The organism is Paenibacillus aceris, assembly GCF_017874035.1.
GTDB classification, from domain to species: domain Bacteria; phylum Bacillota; class Bacilli; order Paenibacillales; family NBRC-103111; genus Paenibacillus_E; species Paenibacillus_E aceris.
The window spans coordinates 76,035-98,767 of record NZ_JAGGKV010000015.1 but is presented as its reverse complement, the minus strand read 5'-3'; the positions used below and the strand labels follow the sequence as shown (position 1 = coordinate 98,767).

At 45.2% G+C, this 22,733-nt stretch carries 18 protein-coding genes and 1 riboswitch; of the genes, 10 read left to right on the top strand and 8 right to left on the bottom strand.

Going from position 1 to position 22,733, the window contains the following annotated elements:
- Nucleotides 1-80: 80 nt before the first annotated feature.
- Nucleotides 81-992: a LysR family transcriptional regulator gene (locus J2Z65_RS23755; RefSeq protein WP_167059387.1), complete on the top strand. Its 912-nt coding sequence runs from the start codon at nucleotides 81-83 to the stop codon at nucleotides 990-992.
- A 120-nt stretch (nucleotides 993-1,112) separates the two neighbouring features.
- Here J2Z65_RS23755 and J2Z65_RS23750 read toward each other — a convergent pair whose 3' ends face one another.
- Entirely contained in the window at nucleotides 1,113-2,300 is a 1,188-nt protein-coding gene (locus J2Z65_RS23750) for an MFS transporter (RefSeq protein ID WP_167059385.1), read from the bottom strand.
- Nucleotides 2,301-2,419: 119 nt separating this feature from the next.
- Here J2Z65_RS23750 and J2Z65_RS23745 point away from each other — a divergent pair, with 119 nt between their 5' ends.
- Complete coding sequence (locus J2Z65_RS23745) at nucleotides 2,420-3,298, top strand: LysR family transcriptional regulator (protein WP_209856147.1); 879 nt, start codon at nucleotides 2,420-2,422, stop codon at nucleotides 3,296-3,298.
- 222 nt (nucleotides 3,299-3,520) lie between these two features.
- Here J2Z65_RS23745 and J2Z65_RS23740 read toward each other — a convergent pair whose 3' ends face one another.
- A complete protein-coding gene (locus J2Z65_RS23740) occupies nucleotides 3,521-4,423 on the bottom strand; it encodes a LysR family transcriptional regulator (protein WP_167059382.1) in 903 nt (300 codons plus the stop codon).
- Nucleotides 4,424-4,567: 144 nt separating this feature from the next.
- Between J2Z65_RS23740 and J2Z65_RS23735 the strand changes: the two genes are divergently transcribed.
- On the top strand, nucleotides 4,568-5,431 hold the full coding sequence (locus tag J2Z65_RS23735; RefSeq protein ID WP_167059379.1) for a DMT family transporter: 864 nt from the start codon (nucleotides 4,568-4,570) through the stop codon (nucleotides 5,429-5,431).
- Between the two features lie 87 nt (nucleotides 5,432-5,518).
- Complete coding sequence (locus tag J2Z65_RS23730) at nucleotides 5,519-6,091, top strand: beta-class carbonic anhydrase (protein WP_193580954.1); 573 nt, start codon at nucleotides 5,519-5,521, stop codon at nucleotides 6,089-6,091.
- 135 nt (nucleotides 6,092-6,226) lie between these two features.
- On the opposite strand, the gene J2Z65_RS23725 is transcribed toward J2Z65_RS23730, so the two are convergent.
- A complete protein-coding gene (locus J2Z65_RS23725; protein WP_244999171.1) occupies nucleotides 6,227-6,859 on the bottom strand; it encodes a hypothetical protein in 633 nt (210 codons plus the stop codon).
- 1,070 nt (nucleotides 6,860-7,929) lie between these two features.
- On the opposite strand from J2Z65_RS23725, the gene J2Z65_RS23720 reads away from it, so the two are divergent.
- The 3 genes from J2Z65_RS23720 (at nucleotide 7,930) to J2Z65_RS23710 (ending at nucleotide 13,973) form a co-directional block, all read left to right on the top strand.
- Complete coding sequence (locus tag J2Z65_RS23720; RefSeq protein WP_167060293.1) at nucleotides 7,930-8,565, top strand: 2OG-Fe(II) oxygenase; 636 nt, start codon at nucleotides 7,930-7,932, stop codon at nucleotides 8,563-8,565.
- 865 nt (nucleotides 8,566-9,430) lie between these two features.
- Entirely contained in the window at nucleotides 9,431-12,997 is a 3,567-nt protein-coding gene (locus J2Z65_RS35940) for a rhamnogalacturonan lyase family protein (RefSeq protein ID WP_167059373.1), read from the top strand.
- Between the two features lie 367 nt (nucleotides 12,998-13,364).
- A complete protein-coding gene (locus J2Z65_RS23710) occupies nucleotides 13,365-13,973 on the top strand; it encodes a hypothetical protein (RefSeq protein WP_193580953.1) in 609 nt (202 codons plus the stop codon).
- Nucleotides 13,974-14,212: 239 nt separating this feature from the next.
- Here the strand turns inward: J2Z65_RS23710 and J2Z65_RS23705 are convergent, their stop codons facing one another.
- Entirely contained in the window at nucleotides 14,213-15,301 is a 1,089-nt protein-coding gene (locus tag J2Z65_RS23705; RefSeq protein ID WP_167059367.1) for a M24 family metallopeptidase, read from the bottom strand.
- Nucleotides 15,302-15,603: 302 nt separating this feature from the next.
- Between J2Z65_RS23705 and J2Z65_RS23700 the strand changes: the two genes are divergently transcribed.
- The 3 genes from J2Z65_RS23700 (at nucleotide 15,604) to J2Z65_RS23690 (ending at nucleotide 17,912) form a co-directional block, all read left to right on the top strand.
- Complete coding sequence (locus J2Z65_RS23700) at nucleotides 15,604-16,038, top strand: SMI1/KNR4 family protein (RefSeq protein WP_167059364.1); 435 nt, start codon at nucleotides 15,604-15,606, stop codon at nucleotides 16,036-16,038.
- A gap of 712 nt (nucleotides 16,039-16,750) precedes the next feature.
- Nucleotides 16,751-17,227 carry a DinB family protein gene (locus tag J2Z65_RS23695; RefSeq protein WP_209856128.1) on the top strand — a complete coding sequence of 159 codons (477 nt, stop codon included), beginning with the start codon at nucleotides 16,751-16,753 and terminating at the stop codon, nucleotides 17,225-17,227.
- 154 nt (nucleotides 17,228-17,381) lie between these two features.
- Entirely contained in the window at nucleotides 17,382-17,912 is a 531-nt protein-coding gene (locus J2Z65_RS23690; RefSeq protein WP_209856126.1) for a GNAT family N-acetyltransferase, read from the top strand.
- 267 nt (nucleotides 17,913-18,179) lie between these two features.
- On the opposite strand, the gene J2Z65_RS23685 is transcribed toward J2Z65_RS23690, so the two are convergent.
- From J2Z65_RS23685 to J2Z65_RS23670, 4 genes are all read right to left on the bottom strand, one after another.
- Nucleotides 18,180-19,493, bottom strand: coding sequence for a voltage-gated chloride channel family protein (locus J2Z65_RS23685; RefSeq protein WP_244999170.1), 1,314 nt, complete (start codon nucleotides 19,491-19,493; stop codon nucleotides 18,180-18,182).
- A gap of 63 nt (nucleotides 19,494-19,556) precedes the next feature.
- Nucleotides 19,557-19,617: riboswitch (Fluoride riboswitch) on the bottom strand.
- 178 nt (nucleotides 19,618-19,795) lie between these two features.
- Nucleotides 19,796-20,170 carry a hypothetical protein gene (locus J2Z65_RS23680; RefSeq protein WP_167059353.1) on the bottom strand — a complete coding sequence of 125 codons (375 nt, stop codon included), beginning with the start codon at nucleotides 20,168-20,170 and terminating at the stop codon, nucleotides 19,796-19,798.
- A gap of 203 nt (nucleotides 20,171-20,373) precedes the next feature.
- A complete protein-coding gene (locus J2Z65_RS23675; protein ID WP_209856120.1) occupies nucleotides 20,374-21,906 on the bottom strand; it encodes an MDR family MFS transporter in 1,533 nt (510 codons plus the stop codon).
- Nucleotides 21,907-21,958: 52 nt separating this feature from the next.
- Entirely contained in the window at nucleotides 21,959-22,663 is a 705-nt protein-coding gene (locus tag J2Z65_RS23670; protein WP_209856117.1) for a hypothetical protein, read from the bottom strand.
- Nucleotides 22,664-22,733: the final 70 nt, after the last annotated feature.

Here is a 22,733-nt window from a genome sequence, read left to right as displayed (position 1 = left end):
CATATCATAATCTTAAGACGAAGGATGAATGGTTTGGATACCACTTTGCCTATAGGGGGAAGGAGGCAGATCCGGATCAGATGGATATTAGACAGCTTCATTATTTTGCAGAAGTGGCCAAATATAAAAATTTCACAAAAGCTTCGCAGGCCCTTTTTGTTTCTCAACCATCCATCAGCAAGATGATCAAAAGTCTGGAAGATGAATTGGGAGTTACTTTGCTTGACCGTTCCGAGAGGGAGGTTGAACTCACGGATACAGGAAAGTTGGTTAACGAGAAGGCTTTAATAATTTTGCAACTGCTGGAGGAGTTAACTTCTTCTGTTAATGAGCTGGTTCAATTGAAAAGAGGAAAAGTGAAGATGGGAATATTGCCTACAATCAGCGCATTGCTTTTCCCAAAAATAATTGCCGGATTCAAGAAGAGTTATCCCAGGATTGAGATTCAAATGGTAGAATACAGCGCGAAACAGGTAGAGATGCAGATGGATCAAGGAAATATCGATTTTGGGGTCACTGTGTTACCTGTGAACACTAAGCTGTATGGAACGGTTCCATTGTTATCTGAAGAGCTGGTTGTCATTGTAAGCAATCATCACTGGCTTGCCGGGAGAAAATCTGTCAGTTTAGTCGAATTAAAGAATGAGCCGTTTATTCTGTTCACCAAGGAATTCGCCCTGCATGACGTAGTTTGGCAAGCATGCTCGCAGGCCGGATTCGAACCCGAGGCAATTCATATGACCTCACTGTGGGATTTCTGCTGTGAGATGGTGTCGTCTCAATTAGGAATTTCATTGATCCCCAGATCGATGGCGAACCGTTTGCATCATCTTGCCGTTCAGACCGTTTCAATTTCCCATCCGCAGATTGCTTGGGAGTTGGCGCTTATTTATCCCCGGGATAAATACCTTTCTTATGCATCCCGGGAGTTTATTGCCTATATCCAAGCCAATCCGCCGCAAATCAGCCAAGATTATGAACAGCGGCTGTGATTGGGGAAGGCATCAAATACTTGTTCCGAGAAATAGGTGATAATGTTGTTCAAGAGTATGTGACAAGAACATTGTCTCATGGAAAGCCGCGTAAATCGCGGCTTTTTTGCAATTCCGAATTCATCCCTTCTCAAGGGACGGACTATTTGCTTGTGAGCCAAGGAGACGTCGAGACAAAAGAAAGGAAAAAGCCAGAAACGCTACTACGATAAAACCATACAACAAGAAATAGCCGCCGATATGGTAGAATAGGCTGCCAACGATCGGGCTAAAGGCCATTCCCATATACCGGAAAAGGTTATACGCTCCGACGGCAGTCGCACGGTTTTTCGTGAAAGCTCCGGTCAGCAGCGTCGTCTGCACGGGGAGAGAGAGCCCAAGGAATAACCCGAAGAAGATAATTCCGGCCAGCAACCAAACTAATGAAATCGAATAAAAGATGAGGAAGAATAACACCGAAATTGCATTTAGAAAAGTCGTCAGAACGACCAGCTTTTCTCCATCTATCCGTGCTTGGATTTTCCCGCCGAAGTAACTGCCAACCACAATGCCAAGCGACATCGGCAGAAATACCAGTCCCTTTTGCTCAGCCGACAATCCGTAACGATCGCTTAAGATGTTCGGCAGGAAGACAAGAAAATCGTAAAACACATAATACTGAATAAACCCAAGATAAATAATGGACGATCCGATCCGATTCTGAAGAATCTTTGCAAAATCCCGCGGTTGAAAGCGGCCAGCTTCGACGTTGTCCGGTTTTGTTTCCTTCAAATATAGGTAGTTGAAAACCAACACAAGCATACCCGTTGCTGCAAGAGCGAGAAACACAGAGTGAAAATTGAACAACCCGCTAAGGAAGCCGCCGATGACCGGCCCGAGCACAGGGCCTAACGAAACCAACATTTGAAAGGTTCCCATCGCTTGGCCGCGTTCTTTTCCATCGAACAAGTCGCTGATGACCGTAACCGCAACGACTGATCCCGCGGCGATTCCGATAGCCTGCAACGCTCGGAAGACAAGAAGCAGCTCTATGCTTTCGGAGAAAAAACACCCGGCCGAAGCGATAACATACAGCGTTAGTCCGAAAAGCATGACTTTGCGGCGCCCCTTCGAGTCCGTAAGCGGACCATAGATCATCTGCATGATGGCAAGAAATAAGGTAAACACTGAAATCGTCAAGTTTACGACGAATGAGGTGGAGTGGAGTTGACTGGCAACCTCGGGTAACACCGGGGTGTAAATGGTTTGTGTGAACGGCCCAAGAAATGCAGCAAACGCAACAAGATAAACAACGAACCTACGATTCATGATGTTCAATCCTTTCTATAGAAGATCTTATTGTCATCATACTTGAAACCAATTATTTATTCCAACGCATTGCATGCTATAATCTCATTGACTAGAAGGAATGAATGGAGTGTGCGAAATTGGAACTTCTTCAACTGCGCTATTTTCTCGCGGTAGCTCGTTCGGAACATGTGACCGAAGCTGCCCGGAGTCTGCACGTTACGCAATCGTCATTAAGCAAAACGATTCAACGCCTGGAGGAAGATCTAGGGGTCTCGCTTTTCGATCGAGTAGGAAGGAAGCTGCAATTAAATGAGTTCGGAAGAAGATTTCTTCGGCGTGCAGAAAGGGCTTTATTCGAATTGGAACAGGGGAAACAGGAGCTTAGCGATTTAGCCAGCCCCGATCATGGCACACTTGAATTAGGGGTGACTAGCGCTAGCGTATTACCCGACATTCTTCGGGAATATCGAAAAAAGCGGCCCAATATTCAATTTCATGTGCAAATGCTGACCACACAGGAAATGGTTATGCTTCTGGAGAGAGGTGAGGTAGATTATTGTTTGTCCTCGCCTCCTATCGAACGGGATGACATCGGATGCCAAATTGTGTTCATCGACCCGATCCTTGTCGCCGTTCCAAAGGGGCATCGGCTGGCGGATCGAAACAGCGTATCCTTGACCGAACTAAAGGATGAATGGTTTGTCGGGGTAAAGATCGGCTACGGTACGCGCGATTTAATGGACGCGGTATGCAGATCGGTTGGATTTGTACCTCATTATGTGTACGAGGGGGATGAACCGGCAAGGCTGGTCAATCTGGTGGAAGCCGAAATTGGCATAGCCTTCATACCAAGCACGGCTAGGAATGAACGAGCACAAATCAAATATCTCCAGGTAGAGACTCACGAAGTGGTGCGGGAAATCGCATTATTGTGGCACAAGAGTCGATATATATCGCCGGCAGCTCTGGAATTTCATGAGATCGTTGTCGAATATTTCGAGGCCATGTCCAAATAGACAATTTAGAATTGATTATTAGTATGGAGAAAAGATTTTAGGTGAGCTGGAATACAAGTACTTTGAAGATGGACTATATTCATTTTTCTAAATGTGAGACTCTACTGACGCAGAACAAGAGCTGAATAAAACACGATTAAAGGCAGCCGGCAAGCGGCTGCCTTTCCCCGTTACCGGGCAATGGAAGGTAATGACCTCGCATACTAGAGAGGGAGTCAAAGCTTAGCTGTTTTGTGTAAAGTCGCATCCGGTGAGTCGTACTGCTGTCTCGAGAAATTGTTTAACGATGGGAGAGTTGTTATCCGTTCGCCAGGCGATACTCATATCTACGCGCGGGGCATTTCCCTCTATGTTCACGTACGCGACGTCCCGGGCATGTAAATTCGCCGTTGAGCTGGGTACGATACTTATACCCAGTCCCGCTGCAACCAACCCGACGACGGTTTGTATTTCTTTCACGTTTTGACGGATGATCGGGCTAAAACCGGCTTCACGACATTTCGTGACTATATCGTCATACCAGCTCGGCCAAACCTCCCGCTCTACTAGTATAAATCGTTCTGCGCTAAGATCGCCCATCGATACGGAAGAGCGTTGTGCCAGTGGATGCAGTTTCGGGACGACCGCGATACATGTCTCTTGATGAACGGACAAGAGTGATAGGAGTCGATCGACGACAGGAGTTCTTACAAAGCCGATGTCGATGTCCTTTCTGCGAAATGCCTCAATTTGCATTGGAGTGGGCATCTCGTGAAGAACCAAATCTACATACGGATACTGATCCTGAAACGCCCGAACAAGATTTGGAAGAATATCAAATGTAGCAGACCCGACAAAGCCTAGCACTAAGCGACCGAGCATTCCCATCTGAGCCCTTTGGGCCGCCGCCTTTGCTTGTTCTAATTGAGTCAGGGCATGGAGGGACTCTTGCAAGAAGACCTTTCCAGCATTTGTTAGCTCTACATGCCGTTTTGATCTCTCGAACAACATGACTCCAAGTTCTTTTTCAAGCTGCAAGATCTGTTGGCTTAGAGGCGGTTGTGTCATCTGTAGGCGCTTTGCCGCACGTCCAAAGTGCAACTCTTCCGCAACGGCAATAAAATATTCAATCTGACGCAGTTCCAAATATGACTCCTCCTCATTAAGATGTTTTTCGACTTAAAGCTACGATATTTATATATTAGACGATAATTCAATTTCGTTGTAAAGTGTCGTTAGCAAGGTATAAAAATTCGAAGAACACGAATATCAAAGAGAGGGTCATTTCGTATGAAAGCTTCGATGGCTATGTTGTGTCTTGTATGGGGATTTAATTTTGTGATCATGAAATTAGGAAATGGCGCGTTTCCTCCAGTCCTGTTTGCCGCACTGCGATTTTTGACCGGAGCCGTGGTGCTCCTTTTCGTGAGCTTTATGAAAAAAATCCCTTTGCCCAATAAATCGGATTTGAAGTGGTACATACTCTGCGGGCTGCTCCAAACCACCTATTTTAACATTGCCATTCAAATCTCGCTTAATTATGTCAGTGCAGGACTTACCTCTGTTCTGACTTACAGTATGCCACTTTTTCTATCAGTTATGGCACATAGATGGATTCCAGGAGAACAGCTGACGACAAGAAAAACGGTCGGAATAGTGCTAGGCCTAGTCGGATTATTTATCTCTATGAACATTCAATTGGGTGGTTCCTTCTTGGCTGTGTTATTGGCTTTAAGCTCCGCGATTTCTTGGGCTGCGGCGAACTTGATATTTAAATTGAAATTAAAGCATTGTGACAACGTTCCATACACCACATGGCAAATGACGATTGGAGCGGTGGGATTATTGTTGTTTTCTTTTTCCTTTGAGCACGGGGAATTGCATTGGGGATTCATGCCGGTCGTTTATATTCTGTTTGCAGGAATTGTTGCCTCCGCCTTGGCGTTTGTGATGTGGAATCATATTTTGAGTCGTACAGAAGCAAGCAAAGCATCGATATTTTTACTGCTTGTGCCCGTCGTGGGTGTCATTTCAGGATACCTATTCTTGAAAGAAAGCTTAAAAATAGTGACGTTGGCAGGAATTCTGCTTGTATTGGCAGGCATATGGGTTGTAAATAGTAAAGGCACTCGCGAAATGAAAGTAATGGATTAGTAGGAGAAAACGGTTTGGCATGTTGAGGGTGCTTAGTAGGTTATGATAAGATGATAAGATATCCAAAAAGAAATTGAGGTGAGAAGCTTGGACCGACTTTATGATATGTTACACTTTAACTCGGAGTTTGTAGAGAAGAAGGAATATGAAAAATATAAAGCATCTAGATTCAAAGATAGAAAGATGGTTGTTGTAACTTGTATGGACTCCAGGCTTACCGACCTCCTTCCCCGAGCATTAAATATAAAGGATGGAAATTCCAAAATCATTAAAGATGCTGGAGCGATTGTTTTGCATCCATTTGGCAGCGTTATGCGTAGCGTTATTGTCGCTGTATATGAATTAAATGCCGATGAAGTGTTTGTGGTCGGTCATCATGATTGCGGGATGAGCTGTATTGACCCTGGCGAAACCATTAATAAAATGAAGGAGAACGGCATATCTTCCGAAACTATCGACACCCTTGAAAGTTCCGGAATTAATTTGCGAAAATGGCTACACGGTTTCGATAGTGTTGAGGATTCCGTCAAAGGAAGCGTGCAAACGGTCAAGAACCATCCCCTTCTGCCAAAAAACATTCCAGTTCATGGCCTTGTAATCGACCCGGAAACAGGAAAGTTAGATTTAATAGTTGACGGTTATAAACATAAGGAATTGTAGGGAAATCAAAATTGAATGAAGCCATTATGGATTACGAAGCGTAATTCTGGGGAATGAAGACACGACGGCAGCCGGCCAGACGATCGGCTGCCGTTTCCTTTGAAATAACGGGAGATTAGTGCTATCGGGATCGCATTATTGGATTAGGGTTAGCATCTGATAGACTTGGCGTTGATCTCCATTCAACCGGACATAGCGACACAGCATTTGGGAGGAACCATCTCCGTCCAAATAGATGCCGTCTACCAATCTTCGGTTGCCTAACGTTTCTAGAATGGCTGTTCGGAACTCTGCTATCGTACAGTATGTAGGTGTAACAATCATATACATATTCTCTAGATTATCATATACAATTGCCGTACGCATACGACTTTCGTTATATGCAGGCATCTCCTCTAAAATCATATCATTCTCCCAACCAAAGCTATCGTTAAGCCTCATACTGACACCACCTTGAGCCCAATAATGATACTTATCCGTTACAGTCAACTCTCCAGCATGCGTGACTACTTGAATCGAGAAGCGTTTAGTGATGTCATCCCAAACGAGTGTTCCACGTTTTAAGTTAGTGTCAATGCCAGTGTTGTACCATCCAGAACCGTAATCACCAGGCAATCCTTTTAGAGGTTGATCGTTAATAACCGCAATGCTTAACAGAGCCCCTTCCCAGAAGAATCCCCCGTTAATTCCATAATATGGAGTTTTGGTTACATTCGTATCAATTGCCTGAAGTCGGATATTATCCGGGGTAGTCCTAATTGTATGCAATATGACATCGTTTGAAGCTTTCTGTTTTTCATAATGATAATGACGGGGAAATTTAGACTCGTTTTGATAATAACTAATTAATGAAACAAGCAATATAAAGGTAATAATAAGAAAAATATGAAAATGATTGAATTTTGTAAGTAACAGTTGCGATAATCTCGAATTGTTCACAAATTACTCCTTATTGGATGAAAATGTTTACGTTGCGTCATTTCTTCTATGTTTGTTCCAACAATAACATGCATTGGATATATATGTATATATAGCTAAAGCCTCATAATATCCTTTATTATCTAATTCTGCCCATTACTTTTGCAGCAAAAAATAGGAGCTGCCGCTTGCAAGCTAATGGGTAAAGGGTGACAAGAAGATTAGCTCATTAAAGGCCGCGAAAGTAGCGGCTTTTTTGTTTGCCGCGGCAACTGCTCTTTTTATAATTAAGATATTGGGCAGGATGACGGAACTTACAATACTTGGAAGCATGGATTATTGTGTTTAATCATTCTAACAATAATAGTTATTGCAATCTTTTATGTGTGTGTATTATTGGACTTTAGCAATCCTAGTGCTCTTCAAGTTCAACTTTTTGGTTTACATATTATACTATTCGGAGTAATCGTTTTGTTGGCTTTTGAAGGTTCTTCTGGATATGGATTTACTTTTGGATTAATTGGACTTATTACTGGCATTTTCGGTTCATTTAGAGAACCCCAAAGGGCTCAGAAAGATAACGTTGATTGAACTAAAACTGAACGATAGTTGAATGACAATGTGTATGGAATGTAAGAAATACTTCAAACTTATTTGTTGTAGATTCAGGTTTTGCCAAAAACATCGCCACGTGGGCTGTATGCTCCAGGCGGTGTTTTTATGTTTGGAGTTAACACTCAATTGCTGAGAGTACATATAGCACGAAGATGAATAGTAGAAAAATCTCGCTTGTTCTAAAAAAAAGTGCAATAGAATAATTTTTATCAAATATGAGGAACTTCTGATCCACGAAGAACTGTTAAAATTAACTGACATAATGTAGATTACTTCCTCAGTAATTAATAATGGAGGATGCAATGATGGCCATTATAGAGCAGACGATCTTCAATTCATTTGGAAACAAAATTATTACTAAAGATAAAGAGATTCAGATTGTCGGCAAAATGGATGAACCGCTCATTTTAATTTTGGACAATGTATTAAGCTACACAGAATGTGACGCTTTGATTAACTTAACTAATAACAGAATGCAGCGAGCTAAAATCGGCAAATCTCGCGTAGTAAGCAATATTAGAACAAACAGCAACATGTTTCTTGAGGAAAGCGAAAATGAATTGATTCAAAAAATTGAGACGAGAGTTTCTGAACTGATGAATATACCGGTTTCACATGCTGAGCCGCTGCAAATTTTACATTATAAAGCTGGGGAACAGTATCATCCTCATTTCGACTATTTTACATCCGGAAATGTTGTAAACAATCGCATCAGCACACTGGTGATGTATTTAAATGACGTGGAAAAAGGCGGTGAAACGTATTTCCCTTCGCTTCGTTTAGCAGTAACTCCGAAAAAAGGCAGTGCCGTCTATTTTGAATATTTTTATAACGATAATCGTTTAAATGAACTAACATTACATGCAGGAAATCCCGTAGAAGTCGGGGAAAAATGGGTAGCAACCCAGTGGATGAGAAGACAAAGACATCGAAACAATTAAAGAACGAAAGAGGAGTTTGCAGCGATGCAGCTCCTCTTTTTCATTGTTACGGGCAGATTAATGCACAATAATGTTATCCGAAAGAAACCTTCCTTACTTATTCAGGTTCTGCGATGTTCCGTGTTCGGAACGTTGGATACATTCGCGCGATTCCTCCGAATCCGTCCCTTTTTAAAACGCGCGGACTAACACCTCTGATTTTTGAACAAATAGGTATGATTTTTAACCTACCCCTTGACCTGTTCGTAGTGTAAGGTGGGATTACCTGGATATCGCAGCGATTCTGGTGGTTTACGACGAACAGGAATAAGGGAGGGTGAATCGAATGGTTGCAAATCTGTAGAGTATGAATGGCTATCAACGGTACCAACTTGGAGAGATACAACGTTTGTTGACCTATTAGCGGAGGTGAAAATTCCTCCGGTCTGTATAAAGGGTAAAAACGCATCTCCAAACAGGAAATGCTGCGAGCTCTCCTATTCCGAGGATGATGCCGATGATTCTCCGCAACGAAGCCTTTAAAAAGGTTACATGAGTATTATACAAACCATAAGGTTAATCCTTTATGCATGAAGCAGTTCATCGTGTTCTATGCGGCAATCTATTAAAAGTATGTTACATCGAATCAGCACTAAGCACAAAGCGTTTGAAGCACAGCGAATGATGAGAGATATTCCTAATCTCATAGAGATTGCATTGGGCCCTATATCTCCTTAATAAGACCTAGGCAACAAGAAAACACGGAGAAGCTGGCAATACTTTCACCATTTGACCGAGAGTCCCTAAAGGAGCTTCGCTATCCTCTGCCTTATGTCTAGACCGAACGAAAGAATGTAGGCACACTGATGCCCTGAGACATGGGAGGGTGGACGGTGACGCTGACTTTGTGAAGATCACCACCATCACTCCCCGGGATGTACAGCCCGAGAGCAACTACGAGACAAACCCCGGCATTGTGAAAGAAAACGTCACTCCATCTAACTACAGCGACCCGGATGGACTCATAACTTCCATCTATGAGGTTGCGCCGGTCATCAACGGCGTTGAGGGGTTGAGACAAGGTATGTCCGTACCTATGTTGTCGGCCTTGGCGGGAAGTTCGGGGCAGGCGAATAGGGGCGCCGTGCAGTATATTCCGATGAAGCCGGCCCCGGTTCCTGTGCCGCTCGCGCATTTCATGTACCGAGGCAATAGATTTGGCCCAGGCACCAATCTGAACGCGGCTAACATGGTTATCCCCGGTACGGGAGGCCAGCACTGGTACGTTGTCGACATGGATTTGCTCAGGGCTTTCCGCGAGCCCCATAACAACAAGACCCCAGTCAGCGTGACAGATCTGAGCGGATGGGTCGACAAGCTCAACGGGTACAACCATGAAACCTGGCAGCCAACCAATTCCCTCGGGACCGACGGCATCATCAGCGACGCCCTGTACACCGAGCTGGAAGCTAAGTTCATAAAGTACGTCGAGGAACTGGACCAAGGTACCAAGCTCCCCTACGCGAAAACCAGCACCGGCGCGATATATACGTCGCAAAGCAGCGCCTACTCCACCCATGACATGACGGTGGGCGATTTTGACGGCGACGGCGAATACGAGATCGTCGTTAAGTGGCGCAGTACCCAGCAAGATCCCATGTATTCCGAACCGATCTTCAGTGGCAGTAACAACTTAACCGCTCCCGAGTACATAGACGTGTACAAGTTGGATGGAACCCTGCTGTTCCGTATCGATATGGGCTATAACGTAAGAGCGGCCAACGATCACGAGACCACCCTGTTCAGTGAAGACTTTGACGGTGACGGCAAGGCTGAGCTAATGCTCAAAACTGCCCTGGGAACTCGTATCGGCAACTGGGACGAAGAGTCGCAGTCCGTCATATATCCGGACACCCTCAACACCGTCGTTGGCGGCGAGGATGGCCTGAAAGCCACCACGGACAAGTTCAAGGAATACTTCGCCACCGGCAACGAACAGGCTCTTGACACTTACTGGTCTCTCCTTAACAGCTTCACCATATCCTACCGCAGCCCGATTGCTGGAGGTGGCAACGACGGAGTCAATGATCCGACTATCAAACGGTGGATTAAGACATACCACGTCGGCCCGATCGGCCCCGCCAAAGACGACCAGGAGTTTTTCTCGGCTTATAAGTGGGACGACGAAGCTGGTAAAGGCGTGCTCGTAGACAGCGCCAAATATCCGTTCCCCTACAAGGGCAGTGTCGACGGCGAAAACTGGGCCATGACGCCTGAATCCCAGCGCGGTAATTTCTCCTATCTGGCCTTCCCCGGCGCCGGCGCCGGTAGTTCGTCTAGTGATTATAAAGCGCAGATAATGGCCGAGAAAGAAGCCTACTGGCTTGAGCATCCCTGGAAGGCGGCCGTATGGGGTGACGCGCAAGGTAACCGCGCGAACCGCTATCTAGGCGTCGTGGCCGCTCTTGACGGCGTTAACAAATATGCTGTCTCGCAGCGTGGCTACTACGCGAGGACGACATTCGCCGCCTACAATATCGTGAACGGCAAGGTCAAACTCCAGGCCAGCTTCGACTCGGCCGACCCGCGGTACTGGGCTCTGGGCGGCACCTCCTACGACTACCAGAACCGTGGCAACCATCAAACCCAAACCGCCGACCTAGACGGAGACGGCCGGGATGAGATCGTGATGAAAGCCATGGTCCTCGGCCTGAACGCCGACAAGACCATGATCCTGCCCAAGGTACTCAATGGAGATATCATGCCTACAATCGAGGGGCAGAACAGCATCCCTCCAGTTGCTGACAGCTTTGAGTTCGCTACCGACGCGGTCCGGAACAACCCGCTGAACGTGTGGGCACCCCTCCGCCACGGTGACCGCAGCGCGCTGCTCCCTGTCTCCAAGGACAACAACATCAGAATGTGGTCGGGTAGCGAGGAGCATATTCTGGACGACATTCGCAACGGCAAGCAGTACGGCTGGCTGCCCGGTCCGGAGGCCCACGACCCGATGAAAGGCAAACGGCTAAACGAGCAGGGTGAGATTGTCAATGAAAACTCGCTTATCTTCGGCGTATACGCCGGGACTGATGCCGAGGGAGCGGTGGCCGGCAACTTCTCTAACCGTTGGCCAGGCGCGCAGGGATACTCGCAGAACGGCGCTAGGAGCATGATCACCGGTGAGCTCCTGAATGGCAGTAGAAATCTGGGCAGCGGCCAGAACGCCATCTGGTTCGGTAGTGGCTTGACGGCCATGGCTGTCAGCAGCGCCACCATCAGCACGGTCAACGATATGACCTTCGCGACCACTCCATATCTCGCGACCGGCCTTACGTCGACCGGCAATAAGAGCACACCCACACTTAAGGCCGACATGTTTGGAGACTGGCGTGAGGAGCTCATTCTCCGGGCTAGCAATAACCGTCTAGCCATCGTCACGACCCTGTCGCCGACGGAGTACGGCATCCGCACGCTGATGCACGACCCGATGTACCGCAACGGTGTGGCGAACAAGAACACTGGCTACGATCAGATGGGATTCGCCAGCTTCTATCTTGGCGACGAGGCTAAGCTGCCCTCCATGAGGACCGACATTGCTATTCCAACGATGGCTCCCAATGCCCAGAGCAAGATCAAATTGACGGGACCGACAGCGGTGCAGCCCGGTGAAACGTTCGAGCTGATCTACCGTGGGAAGGATCTGGAGTCCGGAATAATGGCGCAAGATCTGACCTTCGAGTTCGATCCGACGATGCTGGAGCTGATATCCGATCCTGTCACAATGGCCGATGGGCAATTCGTCATCGCCGATCACAAACAGGTCGGCGGCAAGCTGCGCGTGCTGGGTGTTCATCTTGGTGTAAAGCAGACAGATCCGAACGGGTATCTGTTGAAGCTGAGCCTGAGGGCGAAGCAGGATTCGGAAGGGAATACATCGATCCTTCTCAGCAGGCTGGTTACTGCGGATGCAAATGGCGTTGAGACGACACTTGGCGGAACAAGTCACAGCCTGAGAATTCAGCAGCAGGCGGTGGTAGATAAGTCGGCTCTGAATGCGTTGATTGCGGACGCCCAGGCGAGGCATGACCAAGCGTCGGAGGGCAGCGGAGTAGGTAATTATCCGGAAGGCTCGAAGGCGGCGCTGCAGGCGGTGATCGATCAGGCCAAGTCGGTTGCGAATAACTCGGCAGCCGATCAGGCGGCGGTGGACCAGGCGGCAGCACAACTGCAGACGGCGCTGCAGACGTTCCTGAATTCGGTAATCAAGCCGATCGGCGGCGACTTTAACAATGACAACAAGATCAGCATCGGCGACCTGGCGTTGGCGGTTCAAGCTTACGGTAAGTCGTCCGCGGATTCCGACTGGAGCTCGTGGCAGCAGTTCGACCTGAGCGGCGACGGCAAGGTAGATATTCAGGATCTGGCCATTCTTGCTACCAAGATTTTGAATTAGCAATAGGTTGAGAAGGGGGAGGTTTCGCCTTCCTCCCTTCAACTCACTAATGGAATGCTGCGTAAACCGGAGGGAGGGTGTACACCGGTAGGAGATGCGCAGCGCAAAACCCTTTACCATTTATTGGTGAGGGTTTTTTATTGGTTTTGTCCGACGGATTGCAGGAGACCCCTTAGTGATTAAGCTAACGGGCAGATGTCTTTCAAAAACATCCTCAACAACAAAGGGCTGGATACTTCCAATATGTGTTAAAATGATTTAAGCGTTTAATTTGTGGCGGAAGGAAGTTCACTGAACAAATGGGGATACGTAGCAGATATATATTTGTTAGAGTATGTTTACAAAAATATTGTTAATCTGAGGAGGAATGTTAGTGAAACGAATGCCATTTGAACGTCCTACCGAGCATTATGAAGAGCGAATATTCCTTATTGATGAGAAAATTTGCGAATTGCTTAAACAACGCAAAGAAATCTCGAACAATAATCCAGGTTATCCGCCATTCGAGCATATTAAGAAATGGGCAATTTCTTTTCACCTCTACGAGGATTACTTGAAATCAGTGTTCCACGTCCTGAGAAATGAAGAGAATTATAAACCGATAGTTGAACCTTCTGGATTCAGAAAACATGTCCCTATTTTGAAATCCGTGAATCACGAAGAGTTTTTTTATTCGGTGACCTCTATGCGGCAATATAGTAATGCAAGCTTAATTACTTTTAATATTGATTGGGATGTTACGAGTGACCACTCGGTAAATTCGAATAAAACAAGACACTTCGAATTGTATCTAGGGGAAAATTACCAATGTCATATGGATAGTGGGGGAGGGAGTCCAGGGCATTTATCCTTTAACTATGTTGTATCGCCAGCATTACCTGACGATATTTCGGGTATGAATTTTGTCTTTAGGGAGCTCGGTTCTCCCATGATGGATAAACCGACAGGGGATGATATCGTATTTCATGTGGATTGATTTCGATTACGACGGAGAATGAGAGTGCATTATTTCCGTTACCATACGACAATTCAACGGGGGGAATAATGGCGATTATGATACATGGCATACTACGCACCATCAGGCTGCCGCGATATCGATCGACAGTCGATGCGAGGACAGGAGGAGGGCTCGACTCGCTCCCCGGGCGAACCGCGAGGCTGCTCCGATGCGACAAAAGCCAGCATAAGCTGGCTTTGTCTTTTGTATAGAACCGTTTACCCGATGACGGTAAGTCCCTTCGGGAACGACGTCAGCACCTCGACGCCGCTGTCCGTGACGAGCACATCATCCTCGATCCGCACGCCGCCGACGCCCGGTACGTAGATGCCCGGCTCAATCGTGAAGACCATGCCGCTGCGCAGCAGCTCCTGGTTATGGCCGTGCACGGACGGATACTCGTGCACATCCATGCCAAGGCCGTGCCCGAGCCGGTGCATGAAATACGTCCCGTAGCCGGCGTTGGCGATGTGCTCGCGCGCCGCGTGGTCTAGGCTGGCCAACGTAGCGCCGGGGCGAGTTGCTTCAATGGCCTGCAGGTTCGCCTGAAGTACCGTCTGATAAATTTTCGCCTGCTCTTCCGAAATATCGCCTACCGCGAACGTTCGCGTAATATCCGATGCATATCCGTCCGCATAGACGCCGAGGTCGAACAAGAGCAGCTCTCCTTCGCGGACGGCCCGTGAGCCCGGAGTGCCATGCGGCAGCGCAGATTTCTCGCCAGCCAGCACCATCGTCGAGAAGGAAGGTCCGCTCGCACCGAGCTTCTTCATCTGGTACTCCAGCTCCGCCACAAGCTCAATCTCCGTAACGCCAGGCTTCACTTGCGCGATGCCGGCGCGCAGCACATCCTCGATGATCCGCACCGCATGCTTCATGCGCATCACTTCGTCCGGAGTCTTAATGACGCGCATCTCACGCAGCGGTTCGTCGATATCCGCATAAACGGCTGCACCTACCGCTTGGCTAATTGCCTCGAACCGGCTGACAGTCATATAGTCCTTTTCCAGTCCCAGTGTCTGGACTCCCGCCGGCATAAGCTTGCTGAGAACTTCGTATGGGTTATCGGTATCCGTATGGGTATGGATCTCCTTCACGGACGATGTGGCTTGCGCTGCTTCAAGGTCCAGAGCCGGTACGATTAGCAGCGGTTCGGCTCCGCGCGGAATCAGCAGACCGAGAAAACGCTCATGCGGGTCACTCGCAAAACCGGTCAAATAATACACATGCTTCGGCATCGTAATCAGTACGGCATCGATCGCCCGTCGATCCATGTATGCAGTTAGCTGTTCAATACGAGTATTCATTAAATCAATCAACCGTCCTTTCGCTGTTCACAGATATAAAATAATCCATCATTAGCATTATCGGTAAATGACATTTGAAGTAGACCAATTCAATAAAGCCCATAAATGAATCTGAGGTGACTTAAATGTCACTGCCGATAAATTGTACATAATGGACCCATTATAATGTCAATAAGTGTCGGATGACAAGAAGATTGTCTCATTCCCGACGGATTGCAGGAGTGATTAAGTTAACGTGGCTTGTGCCGCATTTATTAATTAAATGGATTAATTTGTTGATATAGTGAAGGTGAAAAAATTGTATGTGGATGGATCTAATCAATGAACTGACTAAAGATTATAAGTTCCAATTACCTGTTACAGAGTCTCAATTGTTAGAACTTGAAAGTTTACTGCAAGTTGAACTTCCAAAATCATTAAAGGGACTATTGCTTGAGAGTAACGGAGTAATTGGTGAGTACGGTTGCGACATTATTTGGACACTTGAACGAATAAAAAAGGACAATTTTGAATTTAGAAATAATAAAGATTTTAAAGAACTCTATATGCCATTCGATCACCTTTTGTTTTTTGCTGATGCTGGAAATGGAAATCAATTTGCTTTCCCTATTCTAAACGGGAAGATTGTAAGAAACGATATTTATGTGTGGAACCATGAAGATGATAGTAGAACATGGATAAGTTCTTCTTTATCAAGTTTTATAAAAGGTTGGATTAATGGGACAATTAGTGTATAAAACAAACACCAAACCATTGAACTAACTGAAACGTTAGTGGAATAAATGTAACAATAATGAATTCTTATTTTCATAGGGCTTTAATGAATCAAGCCTATAATAAAACTGCCCCCCCCTTTAAAATATAAATAATTATGACTCACAGCCTGTTGCTGTGGGTCACTTTTTTCTTCATGGTAACGAGCAGGTTTTCGCAGTCAAAAAGGATTCAACAGTTCAATGGGGAACCCTCATGCGGGAGGTGTAACCATTCAACCTAGGGACGTAGAGCTTTAATTGAAACAGACCAGTGAGCAGATCGCCGCTGCAGCTGCTATTTTTGTCATTAAGCAATTGGGCTGGATAATGGGACAGTAACTCTCATTGATTTGGAAGAATAGCATGTACGATTTTATAAATATTTTTTTCGATGAAACGCATTCTCAAAGAATTGAAGCGAATGTATTGGAGGCGTTCTTAATTTCAGAGCTAAAGTTTTCCAAGGAGAGTCATCTAAATTTTTTTAAGGGAATTGGTGGTGAAAAAATTACGATTATGGGTATTAAACCCATCATGATCACGCTAGCGAGGGAACGATAGTTAAACATTTGAAGGGCTGCCGGGTGGCAGCTCTTCACTTTGCTAACAGGCAGGATAGTTTTAAAATAATGTAGTTCGTAGAGGTAAAATGTGGTAAATTATCGCTAATATAAACAAAGTGGGAGTGAAGACGATGGAACACTTTTTATTTAAGCAGATGGCATTTGTAAGAGGCCAAACCCTAAAAATGATGGAGGGAGTCACTGAGGAAAGCGCAGATCGGATCCCCGAGGGATTCCGAAATACGATACGCTGGAATTTGGGGCACATTTATGTTGTCTTAGAACGGTTCGCCTTTCAATATTTGGGCCTTCCACAACACTTGCCCGATGGGTTTAATGAACAGTTTGAATATGGTACTTCACCTGCCAACAAATCAGATTCCATTCCCGTGCCGAACTTGCAGGAACTAGAGATTCTGCTAAAAGAACAACAAGAGCGGATACGTAAAGTTTTGGAGCATCGCTTGCAGGAAAAGCTTGTTCCGCCTTATACCACGTCTGCTGGGATGACTCTGGAAACGCCGGAACAATTCCTCAGCTTCAATTTATACCATGAGGGTATGCATTTGAGCGTCATTAAACTTTATAAATCGTTGTTATCCCGCTAATGCGCTGAAATATTTGAGGCGATCATTCAACTAATAGGAGTAGTTTGTCGCGGCAGCTACTCCTTTAATTTTGTCAATGAATAACCAATTAGAGTATTGCGAATTTATCTGCTGAATGATACTATGGATAAAATTTACATTCGGAGGCTGAGAGATGCAAATTTCGAATAGGTTGGTACAACCATCAGCTGACTATAAGGATGAATACATATCGTTTTATGAAGATTGGAAATCCAGTGGTGAAAATATCGTTCCATGGGTTGTAGAAAAAGAACCTTATGATTTCACTGGCATGCTGAATTTTTTGTACTCACAAGATTCAGAAGGTAAGATAATTGACGGAAATTTTGTTCCTCACTCTACATACTGGCTATTAAATGATGACTCAAAAAAAATTATTGGTGCTGTAAATGTAAGGCATAGACTCAACGTAAAACTACTGAACTGCGGCGGGCATATTGGGTATGGAATTCGACCGTCGGAAAGACGAAAAGGTTATGCATCTGAACTTTTGGCATTAACCTTAGAACTAACAAAAATTATGGGTCTGGAGAAGGTTCTTCTTGTTTGTGATAAGTGTAATTATGCATCTGAAAAAACTATTATAAAAAACGGAGGCCGATTTGAATCGGAATTAGTGGAGGATAACGGAAATATTGTTAGACGCTTTTGGATCCAGCTATAAAGAGCCGGGGCTGAGTAATGAAAATTGAGCAAGGTGATTTTCTTGTCAATGGACTAAGTTTGGATTCATAAGACTCATACTTGATTGAGCTAAAGCAGAACGATCGCTTAATAAAATACCAGTGAAGGCAGCACACGAATGGCTGCCGTTGTCCGAGGGAAGTAAAGGGAAGTTTAGCGCAGCAACACAAAGAGGCCCCAACTCAGTTGGAACCTCTTTGTGTTGCGGTGAGGTATTTTGTGTCTCACCTAATCCCCCTAGATACCATTACTTTTTGTTGTACAGAGAGCCAAGAGTAGCATTTTCTCCTATGATGACACTCCTGCTTTTTGAAATGCCGATCCTTTGGGCTACATAAATTCCGGTGTGACCTGAAAACAAGAAGCTAATGATACAACCGATAAACATATACATAGCACCTTCCGCTCCGAATAGTTCGATTCCCATAATGAAACAAGCGATAGGCGTGTTAGTTGCGCCGCTGAATACAGAGATAAAACCAATTGCCGCTAGGAACGGAGCAGATAGATGTAAGTAGTGTGCTAGCGAACTTCCCAGTGTCGAACCAATTACAAACAATGGGGTGACTTCTCCACCTTGAAAACCTGCTCCTAATGTGACTGAGGTAAAAATTGTTTTAAGCAAGAAGGTAAAGGGGGGCACACTCTCACTGAATGACTGCTGTATTAGTGGAATACCCAAGCCAAGATAATTGCTTGTACCAAAAAGGTATACCATTCCGATAATCATGAATCCGCCACAAAAGCTCTTCATAACCGGATTCTTGAACACTTTCGTAAATAATGTCTTTAGACGATGGGTTAGTTCACTAAAGAGTAAGCCTGCTAATCCAAACAAGACGGAAGCAACAACGACCTTAAACAAGAGAAGGGTGCTAAAATCTGGTATTGCCCCCATGTAATAATGGAGATGATGGATTCCCCAAGCTGTGGTAACTTTATCCCCTACGAGACTTGCAATAAAACACGGAATCAGAGCTTCGTACCTGACGAGTCCAATAACAAGAACTTCAAGGCCAAATACCGTACCTGCTAAGGGAGTGCCGAATACAGAGCCGAAGCCGCTGCTTATTCCACACATCAAAATGATTTTACGGTCGAGTGGATTAAGTTTGAGGACATTACAGATCCATTCGGATAAACTTCCCCCCATTTGTACAGCTGTTCCTTCCCGGCCTGCCGAACCTCCGAACAAATGGGTGACGATGGTTCCAAATAGAACGAGCGGTGCCATTCGGAAAGGGATCGTCCCATTGCCTTCGTGTATTTGCTCTAAAATGAGGTTATTACCTTTAGACGAATCTTTGCCAAACTTAAAGTATAGGTAACTGACGACTGCACCACCGACAGGCAAAAGCCATAACAACCATGAATGGTTCGTTCGTGTATCTGTTGCCCAATTCAAACTCGTCAAGAACAGAGCAGACGCAGAACCAGTAAAAATACCGACAAGTCCACCAATTACAATCCATTTGAGTACTGAAGCAAGGATCCCAACGTGAATCCATCTTTCTGCATAGCCCCTGATTCTTACCGCATGGCCTTGGAAGTAACTTTTCAACTTTTGTCTCTCCTTCATAGTTTAGATAAGAAAACAAAAAACTCCTACCAGTTCATGTCAAATAAACTGATAGGAGTCATTAGCACAAAGGCGGTTGATGGCGAACTCCATCGCCTATACAATTATAAGTACCTTAACAAGTATACGTATATCGGGTATATATTTCAAGAGTTATGTCATTATTAACGGGAAACGTTAGTTACATACACTAATTACACTCCCAACTTCTTCGAACTGCACCCCAATTGTAAGACACATTCTAACGATTGGGGTGCAGTTCATCTCACGAGACCTGCTTCTATTTAACATTGAACTGAAGTGACACGGTTAGATAGTCCGAGTAGTTGACTCGATTGGAAACTGCCCCCGACCATTTGATCATCATAATGAGTCAAGTAAAACGAAAGCGAAATATGATTGGGAAGAACAAGTTGAACCCATTGACCCTTGCAAGCCTCTGCCTGTTGTGAATTTTGAATGACAGTCCCATTGCAAACTAATGTGTTATAAGATGGGTGGGTTAAAAATCCTGTTGCATAGCTGAAATCGGCAGAGGTCACGTTAACTTGCAAATTAGTCCCATCTTCTAATTGGATGGTAACCCACTTATTCATACATTGTAAAATGTTTGAAATCCCTTGTCTGTTATCGGGATATGATGGGAAGCTATTCCACATTTGATTATCTCCTTTGAAATTAAAGTTGAGACAATACTCCTCCGAGTGAACTGATCATACATTGCTTCCACCATATGCAATGGAGTGGGCATTTGTGCACAAATTGAAAAGAGCCACAGGTGATTGTGGGCTCTCTTCTTATTTATTTTCTATTAAAATCTTATTACTTTAATGTTTTCGATCCAGGTTTCAGCGTTGTGTAATTAATGAACAATCGCAGATGCCTCAGCTTTTGATTTAGAGTCAGGGTCAGTCTCCAACTTTTCATTACTCATGGCTGTTGCTGTCAAAAGCGCTAGTATGGCAGGAACTAAAGCCCAACCAAAGGTAAGCACAATGGAAGAAGAAAGAGCTTCTGTGATTTTATCAAGTATAGATGAAGGGATTTGCACTCGCATGGCTGGATCAAGAAGAGAGTTATTCGCCATTCCTTGTGGCAGTTGGTCCTTAACGTGAGCATCGGATGCAAGCTTATTCATGAAAGTATGACTTTGGATGATACCGAAGATGGTAATGCCTATCGTCATGCCAAGTGAACGGAGAAAAGTTAACGTTGAACTGGCCGACCCGCGTTGATTTGCATCGAACGAATGAATCGAAGCGTTTCCGAGTACTGAGAACGAAAATCCGATACCTAGGCCGACAATTATCATGTACATCGTAACAATAAGCTGGGAGGAGCTTGATGATAGTGTGGTTAATAAATAGATGCCGACTGCAAACATAACTGACGCAGGTATCATGATTGCACGGTAACTAAATTTTTGCATCAAAAATCCTCCGATGGTTGCAGTAACGACGGTACCCAGCATCATGGGAAGTAGAACCAGACCTGAATTTGTGGCGGAACCACCAAGCACCCCCTGAATGAAGATCGGCGTATATACCGATGTGATAACAAAGGCAGCCCCTCCGAATATCGCGGTTGCGTTGCTCATTGCGTACAGCCGTTTCCTGAACATGTCGAAGGAAATAATTGGTTCTGCGGCGCGTACCTCGGCAATGAGAAACAAGACGGTCATTAGGGCAAACCCACCAAACAAGCTGATAATCAGAGCCGAATTCCAAGCTAGCTGCCTACCCCCGAGCTCTAAGGCGAACATCAAGCAAACGATAGCTCCGACTAAAGTAAATGCTCCCAACCAATCAATTTTTTGTTTGGAGTGCTCATGTGATTCCTTGTAGAAAAAGGCAACAAAAATAAGTGCGAGGAATCCGATCGGAAGATTAATGTAAAATACCCAATGCCAGTTAATGTGATCCGTAATGAAAGCACCAAGTAAAGGGCCAAAGATACTGGCAATTCCGAATACTGCACCGAACAAACCCCCGAGCTTGCCACGACTGTTCGACGGAACGACATCATACATGATCGTGAAAGCGATAGGGATGATAGCACCTCCGCTGATACCCTGAATAGCGCGGTAAATACTTAGCTGAATCATTGTTTGCGCAGTTCCGCAAAGTATAGAACCGAGCATAAAGACAAGGATACCGAAGATAAAAAAAATCTTTCGTCCGTACATATCAGAAAGCTTCCCGAAGATTGGCATACCTGCCATTTCGGAAATCAAATACGCAGACGAAACCCAAACGAATTTGTCCAAACCACCAAGGTCCCCGATAATCGTTCCCATGGCGGTCGTAACGATTGTATTATCCATTGATGCCATCAGAATGCCCAACAAAAGGCCAGCGAACACAATACCCAAATTATTTTTTTTTTGTAGTGACATATTATTTACCTCGCTTTAAACATTAGTTTCAATCCTCTTTCAGTCATTACTTTTACAAGACGCGACTTTTCCTCCACAAACTCACTGCTATCCATAGACATCCAATAGCCACAATCAATCCATGTGCTACTCTTATCGGCTGAGTTCCCATAAATTGCGGAATATACAGCAGAAATCCTAAAGCAAGCGGAATACCGGACCATTTCGGTAAGGTACGAGATTTCCATATCGCAACTGCAGCCATGATGCATCCAATGGCAAGCAAGAGGAGCCCAACTAGTATCATAATGAACCCAGGGCCGAAACGGACTACATTGGCCAAACTGACTAAGTCCGAGTTCTGCTGCTTAATTGCTACCTGACCGATCGCGTGCAGGCCAAAAACCTCGGCACCATAAAAAGGCAATGTCAAGCCTGTTCCCAGCCAACTCAAAACAAACCCTCGGAATGCAAGGCGATCCAAAGTTGCTTCTTGGAGAAAAAGGTGAAGTCCTAAAATTCCAAACGTTAAAAGAATGAATCCGAGCATTGCCATAACGTGCGCAATAATCCATTCCGTGGAAGCAAATGCCGCTGCCCCTAATAATGATACTTCATCAGAGAAGGGACGAATCGCGGGATAGAGGACAAAGAGGATACCGGAGATAGCTAGCGCTACCGTTGCAAATCGAACCCGGTAAACATTCACAGATTTTGGCAAATAGGTCTTATACTCGTTAGTGCTAGTCATTTTCCCTGCAAGCATGCTTGGTTTCATTCCGACAAACCTCCAATAATCAAGTGAAAAGATATCATTCCTTTTGATTCACACACAGTAATCTTAAAAC